This window comes from Methylorubrum sp. SL192 (assembly GCF_026672325.1).
GTDB classification, from domain to species: domain Bacteria; phylum Pseudomonadota; class Alphaproteobacteria; order Rhizobiales; family Beijerinckiaceae; genus Methylobacterium; species Methylobacterium extorquens.
In genome coordinates this window covers 1406197-1426664 of the sequence record NZ_JAPPQV010000003.1, presented here as the reverse complement: position 1 = coordinate 1426664, position 20468 = coordinate 1406197, and the positions used below count along the sequence as shown (strand labels likewise).

Annotated in this window: 19 protein-coding genes; 11 read left to right on the top strand and 8 right to left on the bottom strand. The window is 69.3% G+C overall.

From position 1 onward, the window contains the following. Positions 1-73: 73 nt before the first annotated feature. Positions 74-2485: a putative bifunctional diguanylate cyclase/phosphodiesterase gene (locus tag OVA30_RS07420; protein ID WP_268175056.1), complete on the top strand. Its 2412-nt coding sequence runs from the start codon at positions 74-76 to the stop codon at positions 2483-2485. Positions 2486-2519: 34 nt separating this feature from the next. Here the strand turns inward: OVA30_RS07420 and OVA30_RS07415 are convergent, their stop codons facing one another. Together OVA30_RS07415 and OVA30_RS07410 are read right to left on the bottom strand one after the other, a co-directional pair. Further along, a complete protein-coding gene (locus OVA30_RS07415) occupies positions 2520-2699 on the bottom strand; it encodes a hypothetical protein (protein WP_012253679.1) in 180 nt (59 codons plus the stop codon). 85 nt (positions 2700-2784) lie between these two features. After that, positions 2785-4056 (bottom strand): glycosyltransferase family 4 protein, encoded by a 1272-nt coding sequence (locus OVA30_RS07410; protein WP_268175055.1) that lies wholly within the window; start codon positions 4054-4056, stop codon positions 2785-2787. Between the two features lie 214 nt (positions 4057-4270). On the opposite strand from OVA30_RS07410, the gene OVA30_RS07405 reads away from it, so the two are divergent. The 5 genes from OVA30_RS07405 (at position 4271) to OVA30_RS07385 (ending at position 9399) form a co-directional block, all read left to right on the top strand. Next, positions 4271-5575 (top strand): glycosyltransferase, encoded by a 1305-nt coding sequence (locus OVA30_RS07405; protein ID WP_268175054.1) that lies wholly within the window; start codon positions 4271-4273, stop codon positions 5573-5575. A 228-nt stretch (positions 5576-5803) separates the two neighbouring features. Continuing rightward, on the top strand, positions 5804-6160 hold the full coding sequence (locus OVA30_RS07400; RefSeq protein ID WP_003597202.1) for a phasin: 357 nt from the start codon (positions 5804-5806) through the stop codon (positions 6158-6160). A 164-nt stretch (positions 6161-6324) separates the two neighbouring features. Next, complete coding sequence (locus OVA30_RS07395) at positions 6325-7065, top strand: phasin family protein (protein ID WP_268175053.1); 741 nt, start codon at positions 6325-6327, stop codon at positions 7063-7065. A 332-nt stretch (positions 7066-7397) separates the two neighbouring features. Continuing rightward, positions 7398-8864: a DegQ family serine endoprotease gene (locus tag OVA30_RS07390; RefSeq protein ID WP_003597196.1), complete on the top strand. Its 1467-nt coding sequence runs from the start codon at positions 7398-7400 to the stop codon at positions 8862-8864. Between the two features lie 283 nt (positions 8865-9147). Continuing rightward, positions 9148-9399, top strand: coding sequence for a hypothetical protein (locus OVA30_RS07385; RefSeq protein WP_268175052.1), 252 nt, complete (start codon positions 9148-9150; stop codon positions 9397-9399). A 122-nt stretch (positions 9400-9521) separates the two neighbouring features. Here OVA30_RS07385 and OVA30_RS07380 read toward each other — a convergent pair whose 3' ends face one another. Beyond that, positions 9522-9752, bottom strand: a complete 231-nt coding sequence (locus OVA30_RS07380) for a hypothetical protein (protein ID WP_003597189.1) — start codon at positions 9750-9752, stop codon at positions 9522-9524. Positions 9753-9843: 91 nt separating this feature from the next. Then, positions 9844-12912, bottom strand: coding sequence for a glycosyltransferase (locus OVA30_RS07375; RefSeq protein ID WP_268175050.1), 3069 nt, complete (start codon positions 12910-12912; stop codon positions 9844-9846). Positions 12913-13333: 421 nt separating this feature from the next. Between OVA30_RS07375 and OVA30_RS07370 the strand changes: the two genes are divergently transcribed. After that, complete coding sequence (locus OVA30_RS07370; protein WP_042508823.1) at positions 13334-14605, top strand: hemolysin family protein; 1272 nt, start codon at positions 13334-13336, stop codon at positions 14603-14605. 8 nt (positions 14606-14613) lie between these two features. Continuing rightward, positions 14614-15321 (top strand): Sir2 family NAD-dependent protein deacetylase, encoded by a 708-nt coding sequence (locus OVA30_RS07365; protein WP_268175048.1) that lies wholly within the window; start codon positions 14614-14616, stop codon positions 15319-15321. 114 nt (positions 15322-15435) lie between these two features. Here OVA30_RS07365 and OVA30_RS07360 read toward each other — a convergent pair whose 3' ends face one another. Beyond that, the gene (locus OVA30_RS07360; RefSeq protein ID WP_015950899.1) at positions 15436-16182 is read right to left on the bottom strand and encodes a peptidase; all 747 of its coding nucleotides are present in this window, start codon (positions 16180-16182) and stop codon (positions 15436-15438) included. 123 nt (positions 16183-16305) lie between these two features. After that, a complete protein-coding gene (locus OVA30_RS07355; RefSeq protein WP_268175047.1) occupies positions 16306-17202 on the bottom strand; it encodes a transglutaminase family protein in 897 nt (298 codons plus the stop codon). 250 nt (positions 17203-17452) lie between these two features. On the opposite strand from OVA30_RS07355, the gene OVA30_RS07350 reads away from it, so the two are divergent. Continuing rightward, positions 17453-18133 carry a hypothetical protein gene (locus OVA30_RS07350; RefSeq protein ID WP_268175046.1) on the top strand — a complete coding sequence of 227 codons (681 nt, stop codon included), beginning with the start codon at positions 17453-17455 and terminating at the stop codon, positions 18131-18133. 215 nt (positions 18134-18348) lie between these two features. Here the strand turns inward: OVA30_RS07350 and OVA30_RS07345 are convergent, their stop codons facing one another. Further along, positions 18349-18657 (bottom strand): hypothetical protein, encoded by a 309-nt coding sequence (locus OVA30_RS07345; RefSeq protein WP_041357758.1) that lies wholly within the window; start codon positions 18655-18657, stop codon positions 18349-18351. A 14-nt stretch (positions 18658-18671) separates the two neighbouring features. On the opposite strand from OVA30_RS07345, the gene OVA30_RS07340 reads away from it, so the two are divergent. Then, complete coding sequence (locus OVA30_RS07340) at positions 18672-19121, top strand: hypothetical protein (RefSeq protein ID WP_003597179.1); 450 nt, start codon at positions 18672-18674, stop codon at positions 19119-19121. Between the two features lie 40 nt (positions 19122-19161). After that, positions 19162-19416 carry a hypothetical protein gene (locus tag OVA30_RS07335; RefSeq protein ID WP_012253666.1) on the top strand — a complete coding sequence of 85 codons (255 nt, stop codon included), beginning with the start codon at positions 19162-19164 and terminating at the stop codon, positions 19414-19416. Positions 19417-19515: 99 nt separating this feature from the next. Here the strand turns inward: OVA30_RS07335 and OVA30_RS07330 are convergent, their stop codons facing one another. Next, positions 19516-20460, bottom strand: a complete 945-nt coding sequence (locus tag OVA30_RS07330) for an alpha-E domain-containing protein (RefSeq protein ID WP_003597176.1) — start codon at positions 20458-20460, stop codon at positions 19516-19518. Between the last annotated feature and the right edge of the window lie 8 nt (positions 20461-20468).

Genomic DNA, 20468 nt, shown 5'->3' with positions numbered 1-20468 from the left:
GCCGGCTCATATACTCCCCCTCAACGAATGATGGCTAGGCCGTGATCCGATCCTCTCGGAGCACGGCTTTCGCTTGCCCATCCCGACCTCAGACGCGTCCGCCGCCGCGCTGGTCCAGCACTGGCGCAGTTGCCGGTCCCGCCCCGGGGCGATGCCGGGTTACGATGCCGTCGTCCTGGGCAGGCTCGGCCGTCTGGCCGACCGCTGCGCCCTGGTCGCCACCCGCGAAGGCCGGGCTGAACGCATCCTCTGGGGTGGCACGGGATTTCGCGACTGGTTCGAGGATGAGATCCGCGACCGGCCGCTCGTGCAGATGCCCGATGAGATCCGCCGGCCGATCGAGGAGATCGGGATCGCCGCCCTGCGCACCGGCGAGCCGGCCGGGGCCCGATGCGACCGAATCACCGACGGCGTCGTCACCACCTGGAATCTCGTCGGCGTCCCGCTCGCCAACGGCAGCGGAACGCCGCTCCTCCTCGTCCATGTCGACAGCGAGGGCGTGCGCACCGAGCTGATGCAGGCGATGTTCGGCGCGACCGGCCAGGGCCTGATGGCGCTCGGCGCGATCCGCGAGGCATCGGGTGCGGTCGCGGACTTCAAGATCGTCGCCCTCAACCAGGGCGCCGCGGCGATTCTCGGGCGGCCGGTCGCGAGCCTGCAATGGCAGCGGCTGGGCGATCTTGTACCCGTTCGGCTCGGCGTGACGCAGCGGCTATCGGGCGTCCTGGGATGCGCCGACCGGGCGACGTTCGAACTCGCCGTACCGCGCGCCGACCGGACGACGCTTCACCTGAAGGTGGAGGCGCAGGCCATCGGCGATCTCGTCGCCGTCGCCATGACCGATGTCGGGGACATCAAGGCGCGCGAGGCGTCGTTCCGGTTCCTGTTCGAGAGCAATCCGCTGCCGATGTGGCTGGTCGATCAGGATTCGGCCCGCTTCGTCGCCGTGAACGAGGCGGCGGTCGCCCATTACGGCTACAGCCGCGAAGCCTTCCTGGCCCGGGGCCTGCAGGATCTGTCGGAAGCCGTCGCGTTTAGTTTTGCCCGCGACGGCCGCCTGCACCGCCATCGTCGGGCCGACGGCTCGTTGATCGACGTGACGCTGTTCGAGCGCAGCCTCGCCTTCGAAGGTCGCCCGGCCGTGCTCGGCGCGGCCATCGACGTCACCGAGCAGCGCCGCGCCGAGGCGCGCATCACCCACATGGCCCACCACGATGCGCTGACGGGCCTGCCGAACCGGGCGCTGTTCACGACCCGCCTCGCGGAGGTGATCGCCGAGCATGCCCGCTCCGGCGCGGGCGCCGCCCTGCTCTGCCTCGACCTCGACAAGTTCAAGCTCGTCAACGACACCCTCGGCCACCCGGCGGGCGACACCCTGCTCCGCGCGGTGGCGGACCGGATCACGGCGTGCCTGCACGGGGAGGATCTGGTCGCGCGCCTCGGCGGCGACGAGTTCGCGGTGCTGCTGCGCACCCCCAACGCCGGAACCGTGTCCGCCGTCGCCGGCCGAATCATCGAGGCGTTGTCACATCCTGTCAGGCTCGGCGACCGGGAGTGCCAGATCGGCGTGAGCGTCGGCATCGCCTGCCTGCCCGAGCACGGAACCGATTCCGATACCCTGCTGCGCCACGCCGACCTCGCTCTCTACCGGGCGAAGGCGGACGGCGGCAGCGTCGCCCATTGTTTCGAGGCGGCGATGGACAGTTGGGACCGGTCCCGGCGCCGACGGGAGGCCGACCTGCACGAGGCCTTCGCCCGGGGCGATCTCGCGCTCGCCTACCAGCCGGTCGTCGGCGTCCGCTCGCGGGCGATCGTCGGGTTCGAGGCGCTGCTGCGCTGGCACCACCCGGTCGAGGGAGCGATCCCGCCGTCTGAATTCGTGCCGCTGGCCGAGGAAACGGGCCTGATCGTGCCGATCGGCGCCTGGGTGCTGCGGCAAGCCTGCGCCGAGGCGAGCCTGTGGGACGATCCGGTTCGGATCGCGGTGAACCTCTCGCCGGTGCAGTTCCGCGATCCCGGCCTCGTTGCGACGGTGCGCGAGGCGCTCGCCTTTTCCGGGCTCGCCCCGCACCGGCTCGAACTGGAGGTGACCGAATCGGTGCTGCTGGCCGCGAGCGAGGCCAACGTCGCGACGCTGCATGCCCTGCGGGATCTCGGCGTACGGATTGCGATGGACGATTTCGGAACGGGCTATTGCTCGTTGAGCTACCTGCAGAAGTTTCCCTTCGACAAGATCAAGATCGACCGTTCTTTCGTAAGCCGGCTCGGCGAGGATCCGCACTCGACCGCGATCGTGCAGGCGGTGATCGGCCTCGGCGCAAGCCTCGGCATCGTCACCGTGGCCGAGGGTGTCGAGACCGAAGTCCAGTTCGCCCATCTGCGAGCCGAGGGCTGCGAGGAGGTTCAGGGCTACCTGTTCGGTCGGCCAATCCCCGCCCCGCAGGCCGTCGCGCCGATCCGGCGGGAGCCGGACGTCGCCGCGTGAGGCGGAAGGGCGGGCGGGTCGCCCGCCCGGCCCCTTACTTCGTGATCTTCACCGAGACCGGATCACTCGACGGGAAGGTCTCCTCCAGCGCCTCGTCGAGGCGCTCGTCCTTATGGTCCTTCTGGTTCTCGGCCAGCGACTTGTCGCCCTTGCCGTCCTGCTGGAAACCTTTGGGCTTGGTCTCGTCGGTCGGCTGCTTGGTGGTCTCGGACATGGGGATCGGTCTCCGTTGTCGGGCGCCGCGTGTCGCGGCCTTCATGCGCACCAACGCGAGGCGGGCGTTCCTGTTGCGTCGCGGCTCAAAGGCCGGCGGATGCCGCGCCGCGCAAGCCCGGCCCCTCGACCGGGCGGAGAGCGGGCGCCTCGCGCATCACGAGGCCGTAGACCTGCTCCAGCCGGTCGAGATGCGCGTCCACGCTGAGCGGCGCCGCCCAGTAGCGCTCGTAGGCGCGCTCGGCCATGCGGGCGGCGAGCGCGTCGTCCGACAGCCGGGTGAGGTGGGCGGCGAGCGCGCCGGCATCGCCGGAGCGGAACCAGAACCCGTTCTCGCCGTCCTCCACCGCCTCGCGCCCGGCGCAGGCATCGGAGACGATGACCGGGCAGCCGCAGGCGAGCGCCTCGTAGACGGTGAGCGGCTGGCCCTCGTACCAGATGCTCGGGAACACCAGGGCGCGAGCGCGCCGCATCAGGGCCTGCACCTCGGGCCCGGTCTTCCAGCCGAGCATCACCGCCTCGGGATAGCGCGCCTTCAGTTCCGCCGCGTTCGGGCCGTCGCCGACAAAGACCGGGCGGAGTCCGGCCCGCCGCGCCGCCTCGGCGAAGACCGGCGCGCCCTTTTCCGTCGAGATGCGGCCGACGAACAGGACATCACTGCGGCCTTCGTGCGCGGGCGGCTGCCGCTCGACCGAGATCGGGTTGTCGATCCGGTGGAACACAGTGCGCGGGGGCAGGAGCGGCGCGATCACCCGCTCTTGGAGCGCGCTGATCGTGACCACGTGACGGAACAGGGTGGGCAGGCCGGCGACGTGTTCCAGGCCGAGATGGCGCACCACCCGCAGGAGCTTGCGCGGGTAGGAGCGCGCGTCGCAATTCGTGTTGAGGCAGGCCGCCGACATCGGGGTGCGGTGGCAGATCCGGTCGGCCGGATATTCGTAGAAGCCGCCATTGGGGCAGACGAGGAAGAACTCGTGCATGGTGTAGAGGCACGGGAGACCGGAGCGCCGGATCGCCGTGCCGATCGAGGGCGAGAGCGCCTTGGCGAAGGCGTGGACATGCACCAGCGTGTCGCGGGGATCGCACAGCGTCAGTTCCGCGGCGAGGCGGGCGGTGGCGCTACGGTTCCAGATCGCCTGGACGGTAAAAGCGAGCTTGTTCGTGGTCGAGGCGATGTCGTCCTGCCCGAGGCAGACCACCCGCGCCCCGCTCTCGGCGAGCCGGGGATCGACCGGGCCGACCGCGGCGAACACCGTAACCCGGTGGCCGCGCTGGCGCAGGCCCACGGCGGAGTCGAGGGCGACCTTGGCTTGGCCGCCATTGATATGGGCATGGTCGAGAACGAGGACGACGTGCACGGCGATTCCCGCTCCCTCGCCACCTCGTGACACGCCCGATGCACGGTGCCCCACGGAGGATCGGTGTTTCGCCGACGTTTACCAGCCGGCAGTTGATCTCCCGTAAACCGTGAGCGGACACGCGCCGCGCCAGGGCGGCCGCACCGCGAGAGCATCGTTTCGTCCGGGAATCGCTTTCCGGGACGGTGCTCGCACTTCCGGACGGGGCGCCTCCATGCACGTCGTGATCCTCGCCGAATTCGCCGCCGCGAGCGGGGGTGCCGAGAAGGTCGCGGTGGAATCCGCCCGCGGGCTCGCGGAGGCCGGCGCAACGGTGACCTACATCCAGGCGATCACCGGACCCGTCGATTCGCTGCTCGACCATCCGCGCCTGCACCGCATCGACCTCGCTCTGCCGGATGTGTGGTCGCTGCCGGCATGGCGCGGCGCGGCATCGGGGATCTGGAACGGCGAGGCCGCCGCGCGGCTTGCCAGCGCGCTCGACAGCCTGCCGGTGCCGCCCGACTGTCTTCACCTGCACCAGTGGACCCGCGCGCTCTCGCCCGCGGTGCTACCGGTGCTGCGCGGCCGCGGCGTTCCCCTGGTGCTGACGCTGCACGACTATGCCCTCACCTGTCCGAACGGTGTCGATTACCGCTTCGATCGGGCCGAGCCCTGCGTGCTCGTCCCACTGTCCGGCGCCTGCCTCGCGGCCGCCTGCGATCCGAAGAGCCGGCTGCACAAGCTGGTGCGGGTCGGTCGCGCCGCCGCCCTGCGGGTCGCGGCGCGAGGGGCCGATCTCGACGTCGTCCATGTCTGCGACGGCAGCCTTGCGCGGGTGGCGGGACGGTCCGGGGCCCTGCGCCTGCGCCATCACCGCATCGACAACCCGGTGCGGGTGGAGAAACGGGCGCCGGCCATGCCGGCTTCGGGCGATGCGATCGTCTATGTCGGGCGCCTGACGCCGGAGAAGGGCGCGGATCTCGTCGCCGAGGCTGCGCGGCGGGCTGGGCTGCCCGCGCTCTTCATCGGGGCCGGCCCGCTCGAAGCACGTCTGCGGGCGGAGGGCGCCGAGGTGCTTGGCTGGCGAAGCCCGGAGGCGGTCGAGGCGATCCTGCGCCGCCGCGCGCGTGCGCTCTGCGCACCCTCGCGCTGGGTCGAGACCGGGCCGCTCACCGTCTACGAGGCGCTGGCCCAGGGGATTCCCGTCGTGGCGTCGCGGCGCTCCGGTGCGGCGGAGAAGGTGGCGGACGGGGAGACCGGCTTCGTCGTCGAGCCGGAGGTGGCGGCGCTGGCCGGCGCCTTCGCAGCGCTCAAGACCGACGCGCTCACCGCCCGCCTCGGCCGGGAGGCCTATGACAGGTACTGGCAGGCCCCGCTGACGCTCGCCGCCCACGCTCTCTCCCTGTTGGCGCTGTATCGGCGGATTGGGGATGAATACAAAATGCGGCAGTGCGATATGAGCCCGGCTGCCGCCGAGCCTGCGGTTGTCCATTCCATGGGCAGCACCCTTGGCAAAGGGCGCCTTCCGACATTATAGTGCCGATCGCCGCGTCGACCCGTGGGACCGTTGCGTAGCCAAACCGCGATTTATAACAAAAGCTTAGTTCAAAACACTCCATAGTTGGATATTGCCGGTCGATGGCTCGAAACTGTCCTTGACTTTTATGTTGCACCGCAACATACGAGGTGCGGGCCGGTTAGCCGCGGGGACGCTCTGTACGCTCCCCGACACCGAATTCTCCCGGTCCGTCTGCAGGAGAGACAGATGAGCACCCAGAGCTTCGAGATCCCCGCCGAGTTCCGTGAGTTCGCCGACAAGAGCGTCGATCAGGCTCGCAACGCCTTCGGCACCTTCCTGAACGGTGCGGTGAAGACCTCCGAGCAGCTCCGGAACTCGGCCACGACCGTCCAGTCGACGCTGAACGCCGCGGTGCTCAAGAGCCTCGACCACACCAAGACCAACGCTGACGCTGCCTTCGACTACGTGCAGCGCGTCGTGCGCGCGAAGGACCCGCGCGAGGCCTTCGAGATCCAGTCCGAGTTCCTGAAGACCCAGTTCGCCGCGTTCCAGGCCCAGGCCAAGGAATACGGTGCCCTCGCTCAGAGCGCCGCCGGCCGCTAATCCGGTCCGGCTGCGGGCTCCGGCCCGTCTGAGGAGCATGAGAGGCCGAATCCGCGATGAGCGGGCTCGGCACACTCGTGCTCCGACGCTATGCTCCGTCGCAGCGCTCCGGGCTCGGCTCGGAACCGCGCTGAGGCAGAGGGTTTCGAACGAGGAGAAGGCCCATGTCGTCGAGCCGCCGCAGGGGACGCCCACCCGGAGCGTCCGCCACTACCCAGCCGCCGACCGTCACCGCGACGCCGGCCGAGGTCGCCGACGCGCTGTTGGCGGAGACGCCGGCCGACAAGGGCCCGGAGCCGGAGACGGACGAGCCTGAGACCGCCGAGGTCCAGGCCGTGGAGGCGGCAGAGCAACCCGCAGACGACGCTGCGGCCGAGGCCGTCGAAGCATCCGGCGAGCCTGCTCCCGCCGAGACGCAGTCCGCTGCGGACGACCAGCCGGCTGATTCTCCCGAGGAGACGGTCACAGCCGTGTCGGAAGAGGCGCCCGCTCTGTCCGTCGAACCGGAAATCGTTGCATCCGATGCAGCCGCAACCGTCGAGACGGCGACCGAGGCGCTTGCCCAGACCGCGCCGCTGCCGGCCCCGGCCGAGGCCAACCCTGAGGCCAAGTCGTCCGACGACGCCCGATCCAAGACACACAGCGTCCGCTTCGGCGCGAACTTCGCTTTCGCGCCCACCCTCGCGCCGCTCACCGAGATAAACGCGAAGCTGTTCGCCTTCGCGCGCGGCGAGGGCGAGGCGGTGCTGGCCCATTTCCAGGCGCTGGCTCAGGCCAAGTCCCCGGCGGAAGCGATTCGCCTCCAGGTCACGGAGATGCAGCGCGCCGCCGACGCCTCATTGAGCTGCTTCAGCGAGATCGTGCGCAGCGCCAACCGCCTGCACGACACCGCCCGCCGGCACTGAAACCAGCACCGGCCGGGACACGAGATCGGGGCAGTCGCCATCGGGCGGCTGCCCCTTTTTCGTCAGTCCGCTTCGCCGGTCCCCCTGGCGGCCATCCGGGGGTGAAAAGCGCCCGGCATCCCGACTCCCGGATGCGCCCGAGCAGAGCCGAAGCCGACCGAGGACAAGGCCTCCCCTGGGGCGGCGCCGGCGTTGAGGCTGGGTCTGACAGCAATGCGGTCGCCATCGCAGACGGCCGACGCCGCATGACGCGGATGCGGCGAGCCCCTCGCGCGCTGCGGTCCCACGGTCTACATAGCCCGCCCCGCTCCAGCGACCTTCGGAGACCTCGCATGCCCTCCTCGCCGCTCCTGCCGGCCTGCCTCGTATCCGTGCTTCTCGCCGCCGCGCCCGCGAGCGCGCAGATGGCGAACACGCCCGGAAAGCCCGCCGCGGAGAAGGCCTCCCCGGACAAGGCGGTGCCCCTGTCGAAGGGCGAGATTCAGCTCTCCTTCGCCCCCGTGGTGAAGCGGGCGGCGCCCTCCGTGGTCAACGTCTATGCCTCCCATGTCGAAAAGCGCTCCGCGCGCTCCAACGCCATGGAGGAGTTCATGCGCCGCTTCTTCGGCGAGGACCGTCCGGGCCGTGGCCCCAGCGGCCTGCCCGGCGAGCGGGCGCAGCGCTCCCTGGGCTCGGGCGTGATCGTCGATGGCTCGGGCCTCGTCATCACCAACAACCACGTCATCGAGAACATGAACGAGGTGAAGGTGGCGCTCGCCGACAAGCGCGAGTTCGAGGCGCAGATCGTGCTGCGCGACCCCCGCACCGACCTCGCGGTGCTCAAGATCAAGGGCCCGGCCGACATCGCCTCGATGCCGATCGGCGATTCCGACCACTTGGAGGTCGGCGATTTCGTCATGGCGATCGGCAACCCGTTCGGCGTCGGGCAGACCGTGACGCAGGGCATCGTCTCGGCGCTCGCCCGCACCCAGGTCGGATCGTCGGACTACCAGTTCTTCATCCAGACCGATGCAGCGATCAATCCGGGCAATTCCGGCGGCGCGCTGGTGGACCTGAAGGGGCATCTCGTCGGCATCAACACCGCGATCTATTCGCAGTCCGGCGGCAGCCACGGCATCGGCTTCGCCATCCCCGCGAGCATGGTCCGCGCCGTGGTGGAGACCGCCAAGAGCGGCGGCAGCCTCGTGCGCCGGCCCTGGCTCGGGGCGCGGGTGCAGGGTGTGACCCCGGATATCGCCGAGAGCGTCGGGCTCGACCGGCCGACCGGTGTGCTGGTGGCGAGCATGCAGGCCAAGAGCCCGGCCGAGGAAGCCGGCCTCAAGCGCGGCGACGTGATCCTCACGGTCGATGGACAGACCGTCGAAGATCCGGAAGCCTTCGGCTACCGCTACGCCCTCAAGGGTATTTCCGGCACGGCCGATTTCGGCATCCTGCGCGGCACCAAGCGGCAGACGGTCCAGATCAAGCTCGGACCGGCGCCGGAGACGCGGCCCCGCGACAGCCTCAAGGTCCGCACCCGTACGCCGTTCGCGGGCGCGACCTTCGTCAACACCTCGCCCGCGGTGGGCGAGGAGCTTCAGGCGGACCTGCCGGACGAGGGCGTGGCGGTGACCACCGTCGAAGACGGCTCGCTCGCCGGCCGGGCGGGCTTCCGCAAGGGTGACGTGATCGTGGCGATCAACGGCATGCCGATCGCCTCGACCAAGGATCTGGAGCGGGTGACGCAACGTAATCTCGGCCTGTGGGAGGTCGCGATCAACCGCGGCGGCGAGGTTCTGACCTCGGTGTTCGGCGGGTAGACCCTGGCTTCCGCTCAACCGTCTCCTTCGGAGCCTCGGTCAGCGGCTCTCCGCCTCTGCGGGCGCGGAGAGAGCGAGGCCGGGTGCGCTGGCGCTCATTCGCAGGCGCGTTCCAGCCCTAAGGTCGCGCTTGAGCTGGCGGGCCGAACGTTCCGTTTCCGATGTTTCGTCGATCACGTGCGACGCAATCCGGTAACCGTACGAGGCAATCCGCCGGCAACCGGGGGCCGGTAGAACCGCCCCACACGAGAGCCGAAGGCTCCGGTCTGGAGGGGCGGACATCATGCGGGACCTGATCAAGATCGCGGCGGCCGGAACGGTGATGGCAGCCTATGCCCTACTCGCGCCGTCCCTCGTCGAAGCGGTGCCGAGCCCGGCCGGAACGGCCAAGGCCTTCACCCAGCGCCTGCCGCAAGCGGGTGGCATGGTTCCGGTGAGTGCCCGGATCGACGACGGAGCGCCGGTTCCGGGACAGTTCGTGGTGACCCGCCGGCCGCTTCTGGTCGGCATCTCGGCGGGCCAAGCCTCCCGATGACCACCGCGGACACATCGCTGCTCGCGGCGGCATTCGTGCTCGGCCTCGGAGCGGCCGTTCTTCTCAACGCCCTGCTGACCTGAGTGACCTTATCGGGCCCCGGCGGGCGTGACGGAGGCGCCTCAGGCGGCCACGCTGGCCAGGGCGTGGCGGTTGCCGTTCAGGCCCGCGCAGAGATCGTCGATCTCCGTCACGTCGAGGGCCTCGCCGCTGCTGGCGGCGATGGTGTCGATCAGGTCGTCTTTGCGAGGGTCGAACGGGTGGCCCTGCATCCGGTAGAATTGATAGTAGCGCAACGCCGCCAGAAGCGTGTCGCGTTCGCGGGCGGTCACGTTGAGGTTCTGCGTGGTCATGGGCTTCCCCTTGGCTTGCAACGAACGCCGAGGCGAGACCGCGCGAGACTCGCCTAGCTTGACCGTTGTAGCCGCTGAGTCGCAGCCCCGTCTATGACATCTGGGGGGATGGCGCGGAGCGCAGCCCGTCCCGGTGATCGACCGGCGCGACCCCTGCCCTCCCCGCCTCGGGCGAGACGTTCGACAGGGCGGCCGCGTCGAGCCCGTAATAATCTTCCAGAATCCGCGGGTAGACGGTCGGCCGGAACGGCTCGCGAGCGGCCCAGAGCGCGTCGATGGGAAGCGCGAGCAGGGCCGCGTTCAGCCGCTGCGGATCATCGGCCAGGGCCGGGTCGAGGCGATGCCCCGCCCCGCTCGCGCGCAGCCGCTCGGCCTGGGCACCGAGATCGAACACCACCGGCGGCACCCCCGCCGCCAGCGCCAGCGAGAGCGTGTAGCAGTAGGTCTCCGGCCAGATCGAGGGGAGCAGGACGAGGTCTGGATCGAGCCGGGCGATCTCGGCGAGCGCCGCCGCATCGCTGCCGTAGAGGCCGGTCTCGCGCACGCCCGCCGCCTCCATCGCGCGGGGCTCGGCGGAGTGGCCGACGATCGTGAACACGATCGGCAATTGCCGCAGCCGGGCGTCGAGGGCGAGGTTGTGGACGACGTCGTAGCCCTTGTGCGCGCCGATCGATCCGATGACCGCGACCCGCAGCGGCCCCTCCCGACGCTGGCGCGCCTTGAGTTCGACGCCAGCCAGCGTCTCCTCGTGCGGGCGCACCGCGATGCGGTCGAGGTGCAGCGTGCTGCCGATTCGATCTGCGAGATCGCCCGTGGGGGCGAACACCGTCCGGGCGCGGTCGAGGAACCCGGCCCAGTCCCGCCGCCGCTCGGCGGGATCGGGCAGCACGATCCCGTCGGCGTCACGATCGAGGCGGATGCAGTCGCGGCAGACGGAGGGCTCCGCCAACCCGCAATAGACGCCGTCGGATCGCACGAGGTTGTTGCGGTGGCAGACCGAGGCGTAGTCGTGCAGCGTCACGTCGTAGCCGGTGCCCGCCTCCTCGACCAGCCGCATCGCCGCGCGAGTCGAGGGGGCATCGAGCCCCGCCAGCGAGTGCACATGCACCATTGCCGGGGCGAGCCAACCGATCAGCTCGGCGAGGAGATCCGCATCCCGGTCGAGGGAGAGCGGATCGAGGATCGAGACGGGGAAGTCGATCCCGCCCGATCCGGGCAGGCAGAGCCTGAACCCGCCGGGCTCGTCGGTGCGCAGATAGACGACGGCGAGACCGGCCTCGGCGAGCCGGAGGCTCAGCGCCTCGATATGGGTCTCGACCCCGCCGCCGAAATCGTGGGTCACGATCAGGGCGACGCCGCGCTCGGCGCTGGCCGTGGCGCGCTTGGCGAAGCGGTAGAGGTCGAGGCGGCGCCGGGCGAAGCGCGCGGGATCGACCTCGATGTGGTTGTGGACCCGTCGCTGGTAATCGGGGTGCTTGGTCAGGATCGCGCGGAAGATGTCCGCGCCCTTGGTCGCGAGCAGCGCGCCGAAGGAGACGCTGCCGGAGTGGAACACGAAAATGTCGTGGGCCAGCACGTTGGTGAAGCCCGCCTTGAGGGCGCGCATGCAGAAATCGTTCTCCTCGCCGTAGCCGCGCCCGAAGGTCTCGGCGTCGAGGAGCCCCACCGCCGCGATCGCCTCCCGGCGCATCGCCATGCAAAAGCCGACGCCGGTCGGCACCGGCGAACTCGTGCGGGCGTTGCAGGCGCGGGTGAACGCGTCGATCTCGGCGGGCGTGATCTCGAGCCGGGCCTGATTGTCGACGTTGGGCCGCGGATAGCTGCAGATCGTGGCGTTGTTCGAAAACGGCGTGACCGTCGCGACCCGGGGGTCGGCGTCGAGGTGCCAGAGCAGGCGGTCGAGCCAGTCGCCGTAGACGACGACGTCGGCATTGAGGAGCACGACGTCCTTGCCCGCGGCGAGTTCGAGGCCGCGATTGCAGGTCCGTACGAAGCCGAGATTCGCCTCGTTGACGAGGTGGGCGAAGAGGCCGCGGCCGCCGAGGTCGGCCAGTGCGGCGCTCAGGCGCGGATCGGGGCTGCAATCGTCGATGACGAGGAGGGCGAAGGGCGTGGCCTGCCTCGCGCTCAGCACCGAGTGGATCGCCCGCAGGGTGTCGTCGTAGCCCTTGTAGACGGGCATGATCAGCACGACCCGCGCCGCCGCGAGGTCGGCGGCGGGCTTCGCCTGTTCCCACTCGGCCGGCGTCGGCGCGACCTGCGGGGGCCAGGTGCCGAGACCGAACGGCGTCGGCCGGAAGCCGCGCGCCCGACCCACCGCGAGGTAGTGGAAGAACGGGTTCACCCCGGCGCCGATCTCCCGCCGGTAATGCTTTCGGTAGAAGCGCACCGAGAAGTCGGGGCTCGGGTCGCGGTCCTCGCGGGCGCCGAAATCGAGGAAATGGCGGACCGGATCGATCCCCGAGCGGCGGATGTCTGGGTTGGTGTCGAGGTAGTGCTCCCGGTCGAAGGCCGCCGCCACCGTCTCGTAGATCTGCGCGTCTGAGGCTTCGGCCGGGTCGGCGGGAAGCAGTGCTGCCTGCGGCTTGGTGCGCCGCGCGGGTGGGGCGGCGGCCTCCGAGGCCTGGAGCCGTCGCGTCGCGGCAAAATGATAGAGCGGGCTGACGCCGAGGCGCCGCATATGCGCGTGGCGCTGCAGATAGGCATCACCCGAGAAGGCGTCGTTCGGGTCGAGCCCGCGCCGCCAGCCCTTGGTCAGGTAGTGGGCGAGCGGGTCCTCGCCTCCCTCGAGACCGGCGAGGCGGGTATAATACGGCGCATCGAAATAGGGCTCGACCACGCCGGCCTGGAGCGCCGGAAAATCCGGACTCGGCTGCGTCGCGACCCGCAGCCGCTCGGTCGGCGAGAGTGCCGCATAGTGGAGAAGCGGGTTGATCGGCGCCCGGTCGGCGAAGTGGCGGTCGGCGTAGAACAGCGTCGAGAACACCGCGGACGGGTCGCGGCCCTCCAGCCAGCCATGGTCGAGGTAGTGCCGAAGCGGGTCGCCGCCGCCGGCAGCCACGTCGGGATAGGCCGAGCGGTAGAAGGCGGGATCGAAGAAGGGGGCGGCCATCGCGGCATCGCGGCGCCTGGGCCGAAACAGCTTCGGCAGCTTGATCACGGCCACATTCCTCGACAACACCAATACCGGGCCCCGCACTGGGATCGGCCCTTCGAATTGCATGGAAAGGAAGTGTGGCGCGGCCGGGGCGACGCCCTTCCCATACAGCATCGTCCCGAAGGGGGGCGGCCGGCTTCCACGAAAATGACGATGCGCGCGCCGATCGGGTGACGCAAGCGCGGTCGCCCACGCGAGAATGCGCCCGAACCTCTTCCCCCATAGCGGGGTTCGGCTCTAAGAGAGCCTCACAACACTCCCGATCACCGTACGGTTGCTTTCCGGGCGCGACGGCGCAGCGGGAGTTTTGTGAGAGACACTCAGCATCGGTGCCGCCTCAGGGGCGGTCAGCAGTGCGGCTTGGCCCCGGGAGGGCACGATTTCGGACGGTCTCTGGTCTTCGGCGGTTGGCCTCGTCGCGGTCATCGCGCTCGTCTTCGCCAACGGCTTCTTCGTCGCGGCGGAATTCTCCCTCGTCGCGGTGCGGCGCAGCCGGGTCGCCGAACTGGTCAACGAGGGCCGGCTCAATGCCAAGGCGCTTCAGCGCGCCACCGACCGGCTCGACGCACATCTCGCCGCGACGCAGCTCGGCATCACGTTGTCCTCGCTGGCGCTCGGCTGGGTCGGCGAGCCGGCCCTGGCCCACCTGATCGAACCGCTGCTCTACTGGTTGCCGGAGAAAGCCGCTGGCCTCAGCGCCCATACGCTGGCCGTGGCTTTGGCCTTTGCCGTCATCACCACGTTGCACATCGTGCTGGGTGAGCTGGCGCCGAAAAGCCTCGCGCTCCAGCGCAGCGAGCGCACGGCGCTGGTGATCGTGCGCCCGCTGACGCTGTTCCTGTTGGTGTTCGGTCCGGCGATCCATCTCCTCAACAGCCTCGGCAACGGGGTGCTGCGGCTACTCGGCCTCAGGCCGGGCGAGGGTGAGGGAAACCTCCCCTCCCCGAAGGAACTCAGCCTGCTCGTCACCGCGAGCCACGAGGCGGGCCTGCTGCACGAGGCGCAGGAGGATGCGGTGGCGCGCATCCTCGCCATCGGCGAGCGGCGCATCCGCGAGATCATGACCCCGCGCAACGAGGTGGATTGGGTCGATCTCGACGATTCGCAGGAGGAGATCATCGAGGCGGTGCGCACCTGCCGCCACGAGCAGCTCGTCGTGAGCCGGGCGCAAATCGACGATGTCGTCGGCGTGCTGCGCAAGCAGGATCTGCTCGACCAGTTCCTCGACGGCAAGCCGCTCGACGTGAAGGGGGCGACCCGCGAGCCCATCGTCGTCCACGAGGGGTTGGCGATCCTCAAGGTGCTGGAGATGTTCCAGACCAAGCCGGTGCGCATGGCGATCGTCGTCGACGAGTACGGCAGCCTGGAGGGCATCGTCACCCAGACCGACCTGCTGGAGGCGATGGCCGGCGAGATCCCCGAGCCCGGCGAGGAGCGGATGGTGGTCGAGCGCGAGGACGGCTCGCTGCTCATCGACGGCATGATCTCGGCGACCGACGCGTTCGACCGCCTCGGCTTTCCGGAGCGACCGCGCTCGGACGACTTCTCCACGCTCGCCGGCTTCTTCATCGTCCAGCTCGGACGCATCCCGACGGAGGGCGATGCGATCGAGACCCAGGGCTGGCGGATCGAGGTCGTCGATATGGACGGGCGGCGCATCGACAAGGTGCTCGCCACGCGCCTGCCGGACGCTTGAGGCGCGCGATGACCAACATCTTCGTTCTGACGGGTGCCGGAATCTCCGCCGAGAGCGGGCTCGGCACGTTCCGCGACACGGACGGCGCCTGGGCCCGGTTCGACCCGATGCGCCTTGCAACACCCGAAGGCTTCGCCGCCGATCCGGTGCTGGTCCACGACTTCTACAATCATCGCCGCCGCGACGCCCGCGCCGCCGCACCGAACCCTGCGCATGCGGCGCTGGCCCGGCTGGAAGCGGGCTTGGCGGCGCGCGGCGGCCGGCTGTTCCTGTGCACGCAGAACATCGACGATCTGCACGAGCGGGCCGGCTCGCGCCACGTCGTGCACATGCACGGCGCGTTGCTGAAGGCCCGCTGCACCGCCTGCGTAACGGACACCGTCTGGCACGAGGATCTCACCGTCGAGACCGCCTGCCCGCATTGCGGTCACAGCGGCGAGATGCGGCCCGACGTGGTTTGGTTCGGCGAGATGCCCCATCACCTCGAAGCGATCGACGAGGCGCTGGCCGAGGCCGACCTGTTCGTGGCGATCGGCACCTCCGGTGCGGTCTACCCGGCGGCGGGCTACGTGGCGCAGGCCCGCGCCTTCGGCATCCCGACGCTCGCCCTTACGCTTGAGGCCGCCGACAATGCCGGCCTGTTCGAGGCGACCCGGCTCGGGCGCGCGAGCGAAACCGTGCCGGCCTTCGTCGAAGAGGTTTTGAACAGCGCCTAATGCGTCTGCGCCGAGAGCCGTACCCGACCCCATTGCATCGGGCTGGCGCCTCTCGGCCCTTGTTGTGACGCGCCTTCTTTCGACGAGCCGGCGTCCCCTTCGTCGGAAAGCGCGCTAGCGCTGCGGCCCGTAGGGCGGGCGCGGAATCGCGCGATGCGCCGCGCGCAGAGCCGCCGACCAGCGTTCGCGCAGATCGTGAAAATAGCTCTCGCCGGCCTCGATGCGATGGCTCACTTCGAGGTCGAGGGCGCCGCGGCGCTGCACGGCGATGTCGATCGGCAGGCCGACGCCGAGATTCGAGCGCATGGTCGAATCCATCGAGACGAGGCCGACCTTCAGCGCGTCGTAGAGGTCGGTCTCGAAGGTCACGGCCCGGTCGAGGATCGGCTTGCCGTATTTGTGCTCGCCGATCTGGAGGAACGGCGCCTCGCGGCTGCACTCGATGAAATTGCCGGCCGAGTAGATCATGAACAGCCGCATCGGCTCGGTGCCGATCTGCCCGCCGAACAGGAACGAGACCTCCATGCGCAGGTTCGCCGCCTCGAACCCAGCCGCCTCGATCTCGCGCACCCGGCGAATCGCCCGGCCGACGAGCTGGGCCGCCTTGAACATCGTCGCCGCGTCCTCGAGCTTGGCTGGCGTCTCGCCCTCGATGTCGTCGACGCCCTCGCGGAGCATGCTGAGCACCGACTGCGTCATGGACAGGTTGCCGGCCGAGGCGAGCATCATCACGCGCTCATTGGGCGTGTTGAACATGTGCAGCTTGCGGAAGGTCGAGATGTTGTCGAGCCCCGCATTGGTGCGGGTGTCGGCGATCATCACCAGCCCGTCCTCGACGAGCACTCCGACGCAGTAGGTCATGGCGGTCGCCGCCTCAGGCAGGGGCCCGTGCGCCGGGCAGGTTCGGGCGGCCCGCATCGCACGCTCCGAGCCGGCCGGGCAAGACAACTTTTCTAAAAGCCGGGTCCAAGGCCCGGTGCCGGCTCAGCCTTGGCCCAAGCTCTGGCCAAGGCTTTGGCTTTGGCTTTGGCTTTGACTCTGCTGACCATGGCCCTGAGACTGCGATTGGGAGTGCACCTGCTCGACGCGCAGGGCCACGTCGAGGGTTTCGGTGCCTCCACCGACCCGGCTGCCGCGGATCGGCGCGGCGCCGAGATAGTCGAGGCCGACGGCGACGCGCACATGCGCCTCGGTCGCGGAGATGCCGTTGGCCGGGTCGAACCCGATCCAGCCGAGGCCCGGCACCAAGGATTCCGCCCAGGCATGCCCCGCCTTCTGGTCGTCGGCGCCGTCGTCGCGGCGGAAATAGCCAGAGACGTAGCGCGACGGGATCTCCAGGTGCCGGGCTGCGGCGAGGAAGATATGCGTGAGATCCTGGCACACGCCCTTCCCGACCTCGAAGGCTTGGGCGGCGCTGGTGCTGGCGCTGGTCGGGCCCGGCTCGAAGGTCACGGCGTCGTGGACGGCGGCGAGCAAGCGGTGCAGCATCGGCAGCGCATCACGTTCCCCCTTGCCCGCGACCTTCTCCGCGAAGGCTTTGAGTTCCGCGCTCGCCTCGGTCAGCGGGGTGTCGCGCAGGTAGAACAGGTCGGGCAGGCGCTCCACCGCGCCGCGCACGACGCCGCTGGTCTCGAAGGTCTCGATCTCGCCGGTCACCCGCACGGTGAGTGCGTCGGTGGGATCGTCGGCGGTGAACCAGTGGACGAGATTGCCGAACCCGTCCTCGCGGGCGGTGAGCCGTCCGTTGACCGAGGGCTCGATCCGCCACTCGCGCACGTGCTGACCGTCATGGTCACGCGGCGTCAGCCGCAGGATCTGTATCAGGCCCCGCGCGGGCTGCTGATAGGTATAGACCGTATCGTGGACGATCCGGATGCGCATGCCTTGATCCTGCCGGGACGACTTGCGGCAAGCTAGGGCAAGGACGGCGCTTTGGAAATCGGGCGGCTTGCTCAAACCTTTGGCAGAACGCGTTTTCTTGGCGGCCTCCGTCACGGAACCGGTCCGGAGCGGTGCTGCGAGACCCTGGTTCGGAGGACGCTCCGGGCGGGGACGCCGGACGCGAACCTTCCCGCGAGCGGCGGAGGACAGGACTGAGCCGGATGTGCGGCCGGCAACGACCCGGAACGATATGACCGGGCGCACCGTTTCTGGCGCCCGAGCCTACAGCTCACGCCGCCGAGAGACGTTTCGACCCAACACCGCGATCACGCATCCCGAAATTTGCACTCCGCTCTCGTCGCCCACTTACGACGAAGCGGAAAATTTTTGCCTTTTCCAAAAACTCGTCGCGTTAATCTGCCGTTCATTGCAGCGTTTTGTTCGATTTCGATGCAGATTTCTTGGAACGGTATTCCGGATCTCTTCGTTCTTGGTCCCGCAACAACCGAAACACTTGGAGGAATACATGCTCAAGCATATTCGCCTTGCCGCTCTCGCCAGCACCTTTGTCATCGGCGGCGCCGCACTCGCGTATGCCCAGTCGTCCTCGACGACCGGAACCGGCGGCTCGTCGGCGGGCGGCGGCACCAGCTCCTCGACGGTCGGGACCGGTGGTTCTTCCGCTGGCTCGGGCAGCGGCTCGGGCTCGACGCTCGGCACCGGTGGCTCGTCGGCCGGCGGCGGCACCAGCTCCTCGACGGTCGGGACCGGCGGATCTTCGGCCGGCAAGAGCGGCAGCGGCTCGTCGACGGGCACGGGCGGCTCCTCGTCCGGCACGTCCGATAGCGCGGGCAAGTCGGGCAGCGCTCCGGGTCATGACAAGAGCGGCCCCGGTAACTCCGAGAACGCTCCGGGCCACAACAAGCGCTAAGCCTCGGCCGGCGTAATTGCGGGCGCGGTTCGGACGAACCGCGCCCGTCTCAGAGCACCTCGCAGAACGTCCGGGCGCCGACCATCGCCGCTCCGGCTGCGGGGTGCATGGGGGTTTTGTGAGAAACACTCATCATCTGAGGAGAGACGCACCATGGCACGTGTGATCCGACCGCTTCTCGGCGCCACACTCGTTCTGGCCGGCATCGCCGCGAGTCAGGCCCAGACCAGCACCGTCAAAACGGGCCCGAACGGTGTCGCCGGCAGCACGACCGTCACGACCGGGCCCAACGGCAAGCCGTGCCGGGTCGTCCAATCCGACGATGCCAACACCTCCGGCACGCTGTCGAGTTCGGTCACGGCCGGCCCCGACGGGGTGAAGAGTTCCACCACCGGCGGCCCGTCGGTGACGACGCGATCGGGCAGCGGCACGACCAGCAGTTCCGCCTCCAGTTCGAGCACCGGCAACGGCAGCACGATGACGACAACCGGTGACGGCGACTGCGTGGTCACTGTACCGAGCAAGAAGTGAGGGTCCGATGAGCATTGCCAAGACGAACACACGTGCGGCGACGGCGCTTGCTGTCCTCGGCCTCGTCCTCGCCCCCGCTTTCGCGCAGGCGCAGGGCAGTGCCACGGCGGGCAGCGCCGGCTCGGCGGCATCCGGCGGCACCTCCGCCTCGACCGTCGGCACCGGCGGCACCTCGACGGGCGCGAACGGCGGCACGGGCTCCTCACTGGCGACCGGCGGCGCTGCGGCCGGCGGCAAGACCATGGACCGCTCGCATGTGAACGAGACCGGAAATGGCGGCCTCAACGGCCAGTCCAAGTCCATGGCCCATGACGGCGGCACGTTCTCGAAATCGCAGACCAAGACCAAGGTCCGCGACGGGGAGAGCGTCGAGTCGCGCACCAAGACCATGTCGCACGAGCCCGGATCGAAACCCGTGAAATCGACGACCACCACGGGCGCGACCACCGGCCAGTGAGGCCGGACCGATTGTCTCTCACCTGACCGCAGGAGGCCCGATGCTGCGCAAACCGACCCTGACCCTACTTTCCGTGCTGGCGTTTGCCGGCGGCATCCTCGGCACCACCTCGGCCGCCATGGCCGATCCGCCCTGGGCGCGCGGCGGAGGACGCGGCTTCCATCACGGTGGTCCGCCGCCCTGGGCGCCCGCCCATGGATGGCGGCGCAAGCACGATTTCGGCGGCTATGGAGGCCGGTCGTATCGCAGCTCCCGGTACAATGACGGGCGGCGATACGACCGGTACGGTTACTGACCGCACGGCGCTTCACTTCGAGCGGCGCTGAAGCTTCAACCGCACCGGCTCTGACGGCGTCCGCTTCATCGAAGCGGACGCCGTTTCAGTTGGTCGCTCTCACACCAGATACTGGTCGCTGATGGCCGCGCCGAGACTGTTGTTCTCGACGATGAAGCCCTGGATGAACTCGTGGAGGCCGGAGGCGAAGACACGCTCGATGTCGGCGCTGCGAAGCTTCGCCCGCAGATTGCTCGCCAGACGCTGACTCTCGCCGCGGCGCCCGTAGGCATCGGCGATCAGATCGAGATGCTCCACCAGCATCCGGTAGCAGCTCGCAAGCGAGCGCGGCATCTCGGGGTTGAGGATCAGCAGGTCCGCCACGAGCACCGGCTTGATGCTCTCGCGGTAGACCCAGTGATAGGCGTTGAAGGCCGAGACCTCGCGCAGGATCGTCGTCCACTGGAAGTAGTCGAGCGAGCCGCCGACCCGCTCCGAGGCCGGCAGCAGGATCTGGTACTTCACGTCGAGGATGCGCGCCGTGTTGTCCGCCCGCTCGATCGCCGTACCGGCGCGGGTGAACCAGTAGGCATCGTTGCGCAGCATCGTCCGGTAGGCCGAGCCGTCAAACGTCAGCGAGACACGCTTCACCCAGTCGAGGAATTGCGTGAACTCGTCGCGCGAGAGGTCGCGGCCCTCGTAGGACCGCAATTCGAGATAGGCGCCGTTGATCGTGTCCCACATCTCGGTGGTGAGCGCCGTGCGGATCGAGCGCGCGTTCTCCCGCGCCGTGGCGATGCAGGAGCGGATCGAGGACGGATTGTGGGGCGAGAAGGCGAGGAAGTTGCAGACCGTGTGCTCGTTGACCGAATCGTAGAGCGTCTTGAACAGCTCGGGATCGCCCGCCGAGGACAGGGCCGAGGCCCACTCGTTCGAGGTGCGCCCGCCATAGCTCGACGGCAAGGCGGCCAGCCGCAGGGCCGCGTCGAGGATGCGGGCCAGAAAATCCGCGCGCTCGGCGTAGCGCGAGAGCCAGTAGAGGTTGTCGGCAGTCCGGGACAGCATGGCGTCAG

Coding starts and splice junctions, on each gene's coding strand:
- OVA30_RS07415 (WP_012253679.1), bottom strand. CDS start 2,699: ATGTCCGAGACCACCAAGCAGCCGACCGACGAGACCAAGCCCAAAGGT.
- OVA30_RS07405 (WP_268175054.1), top strand. CDS start 4,271: ATGCACGTCGTGATCCTCGCCGAATTCGCCGCCGCGAGCGGGGGTGCC.
- OVA30_RS07400 (WP_003597202.1), top strand. CDS start 5,804: ATGAGCACCCAGAGCTTCGAGATCCCCGCCGAGTTCCGTGAGTTCGCC.
- OVA30_RS07395 (WP_268175053.1), top strand. CDS start 6,325: ATGTCGTCGAGCCGCCGCAGGGGACGCCCACCCGGAGCGTCCGCCACT.
- OVA30_RS07390 (WP_003597196.1), top strand. CDS start 7,398: ATGCCCTCCTCGCCGCTCCTGCCGGCCTGCCTCGTATCCGTGCTTCTC.
- OVA30_RS07385 (WP_268175052.1), top strand. CDS start 9,148: ATGCGGGACCTGATCAAGATCGCGGCGGCCGGAACGGTGATGGCAGCC.
- OVA30_RS07380 (WP_003597189.1), bottom strand. CDS start 9,752: ATGACCACGCAGAACCTCAACGTGACCGCCCGCGAACGCGACACGCTT.
- OVA30_RS07365 (WP_268175048.1), top strand. CDS start 14,614: ATGACCAACATCTTCGTTCTGACGGGTGCCGGAATCTCCGCCGAGAGC.
- OVA30_RS07360 (WP_015950899.1), bottom strand. CDS start 16,182: ATGACCTACTGCGTCGGAGTGCTCGTCGAGGACGGGCTGGTGATGATC.
- OVA30_RS07355 (WP_268175047.1), bottom strand. CDS start 17,202: ATGCGCATCCGGATCGTCCACGATACGGTCTATACCTATCAGCAGCCC.
- OVA30_RS07350 (WP_268175046.1), top strand. CDS start 17,453: ATGACCGGGCGCACCGTTTCTGGCGCCCGAGCCTACAGCTCACGCCGC.
- OVA30_RS07340 (WP_003597179.1), top strand. CDS start 18,672: ATGAGCATTGCCAAGACGAACACACGTGCGGCGACGGCGCTTGCTGTC.
- OVA30_RS07335 (WP_012253666.1), top strand. CDS start 19,162: ATGCTGCGCAAACCGACCCTGACCCTACTTTCCGTGCTGGCGTTTGCC.
- OVA30_RS07330 (WP_003597176.1), bottom strand. CDS start 20,460: ATGCTGTCCCGGACTGCCGACAACCTCTACTGGCTCTCGCGCTACGCC.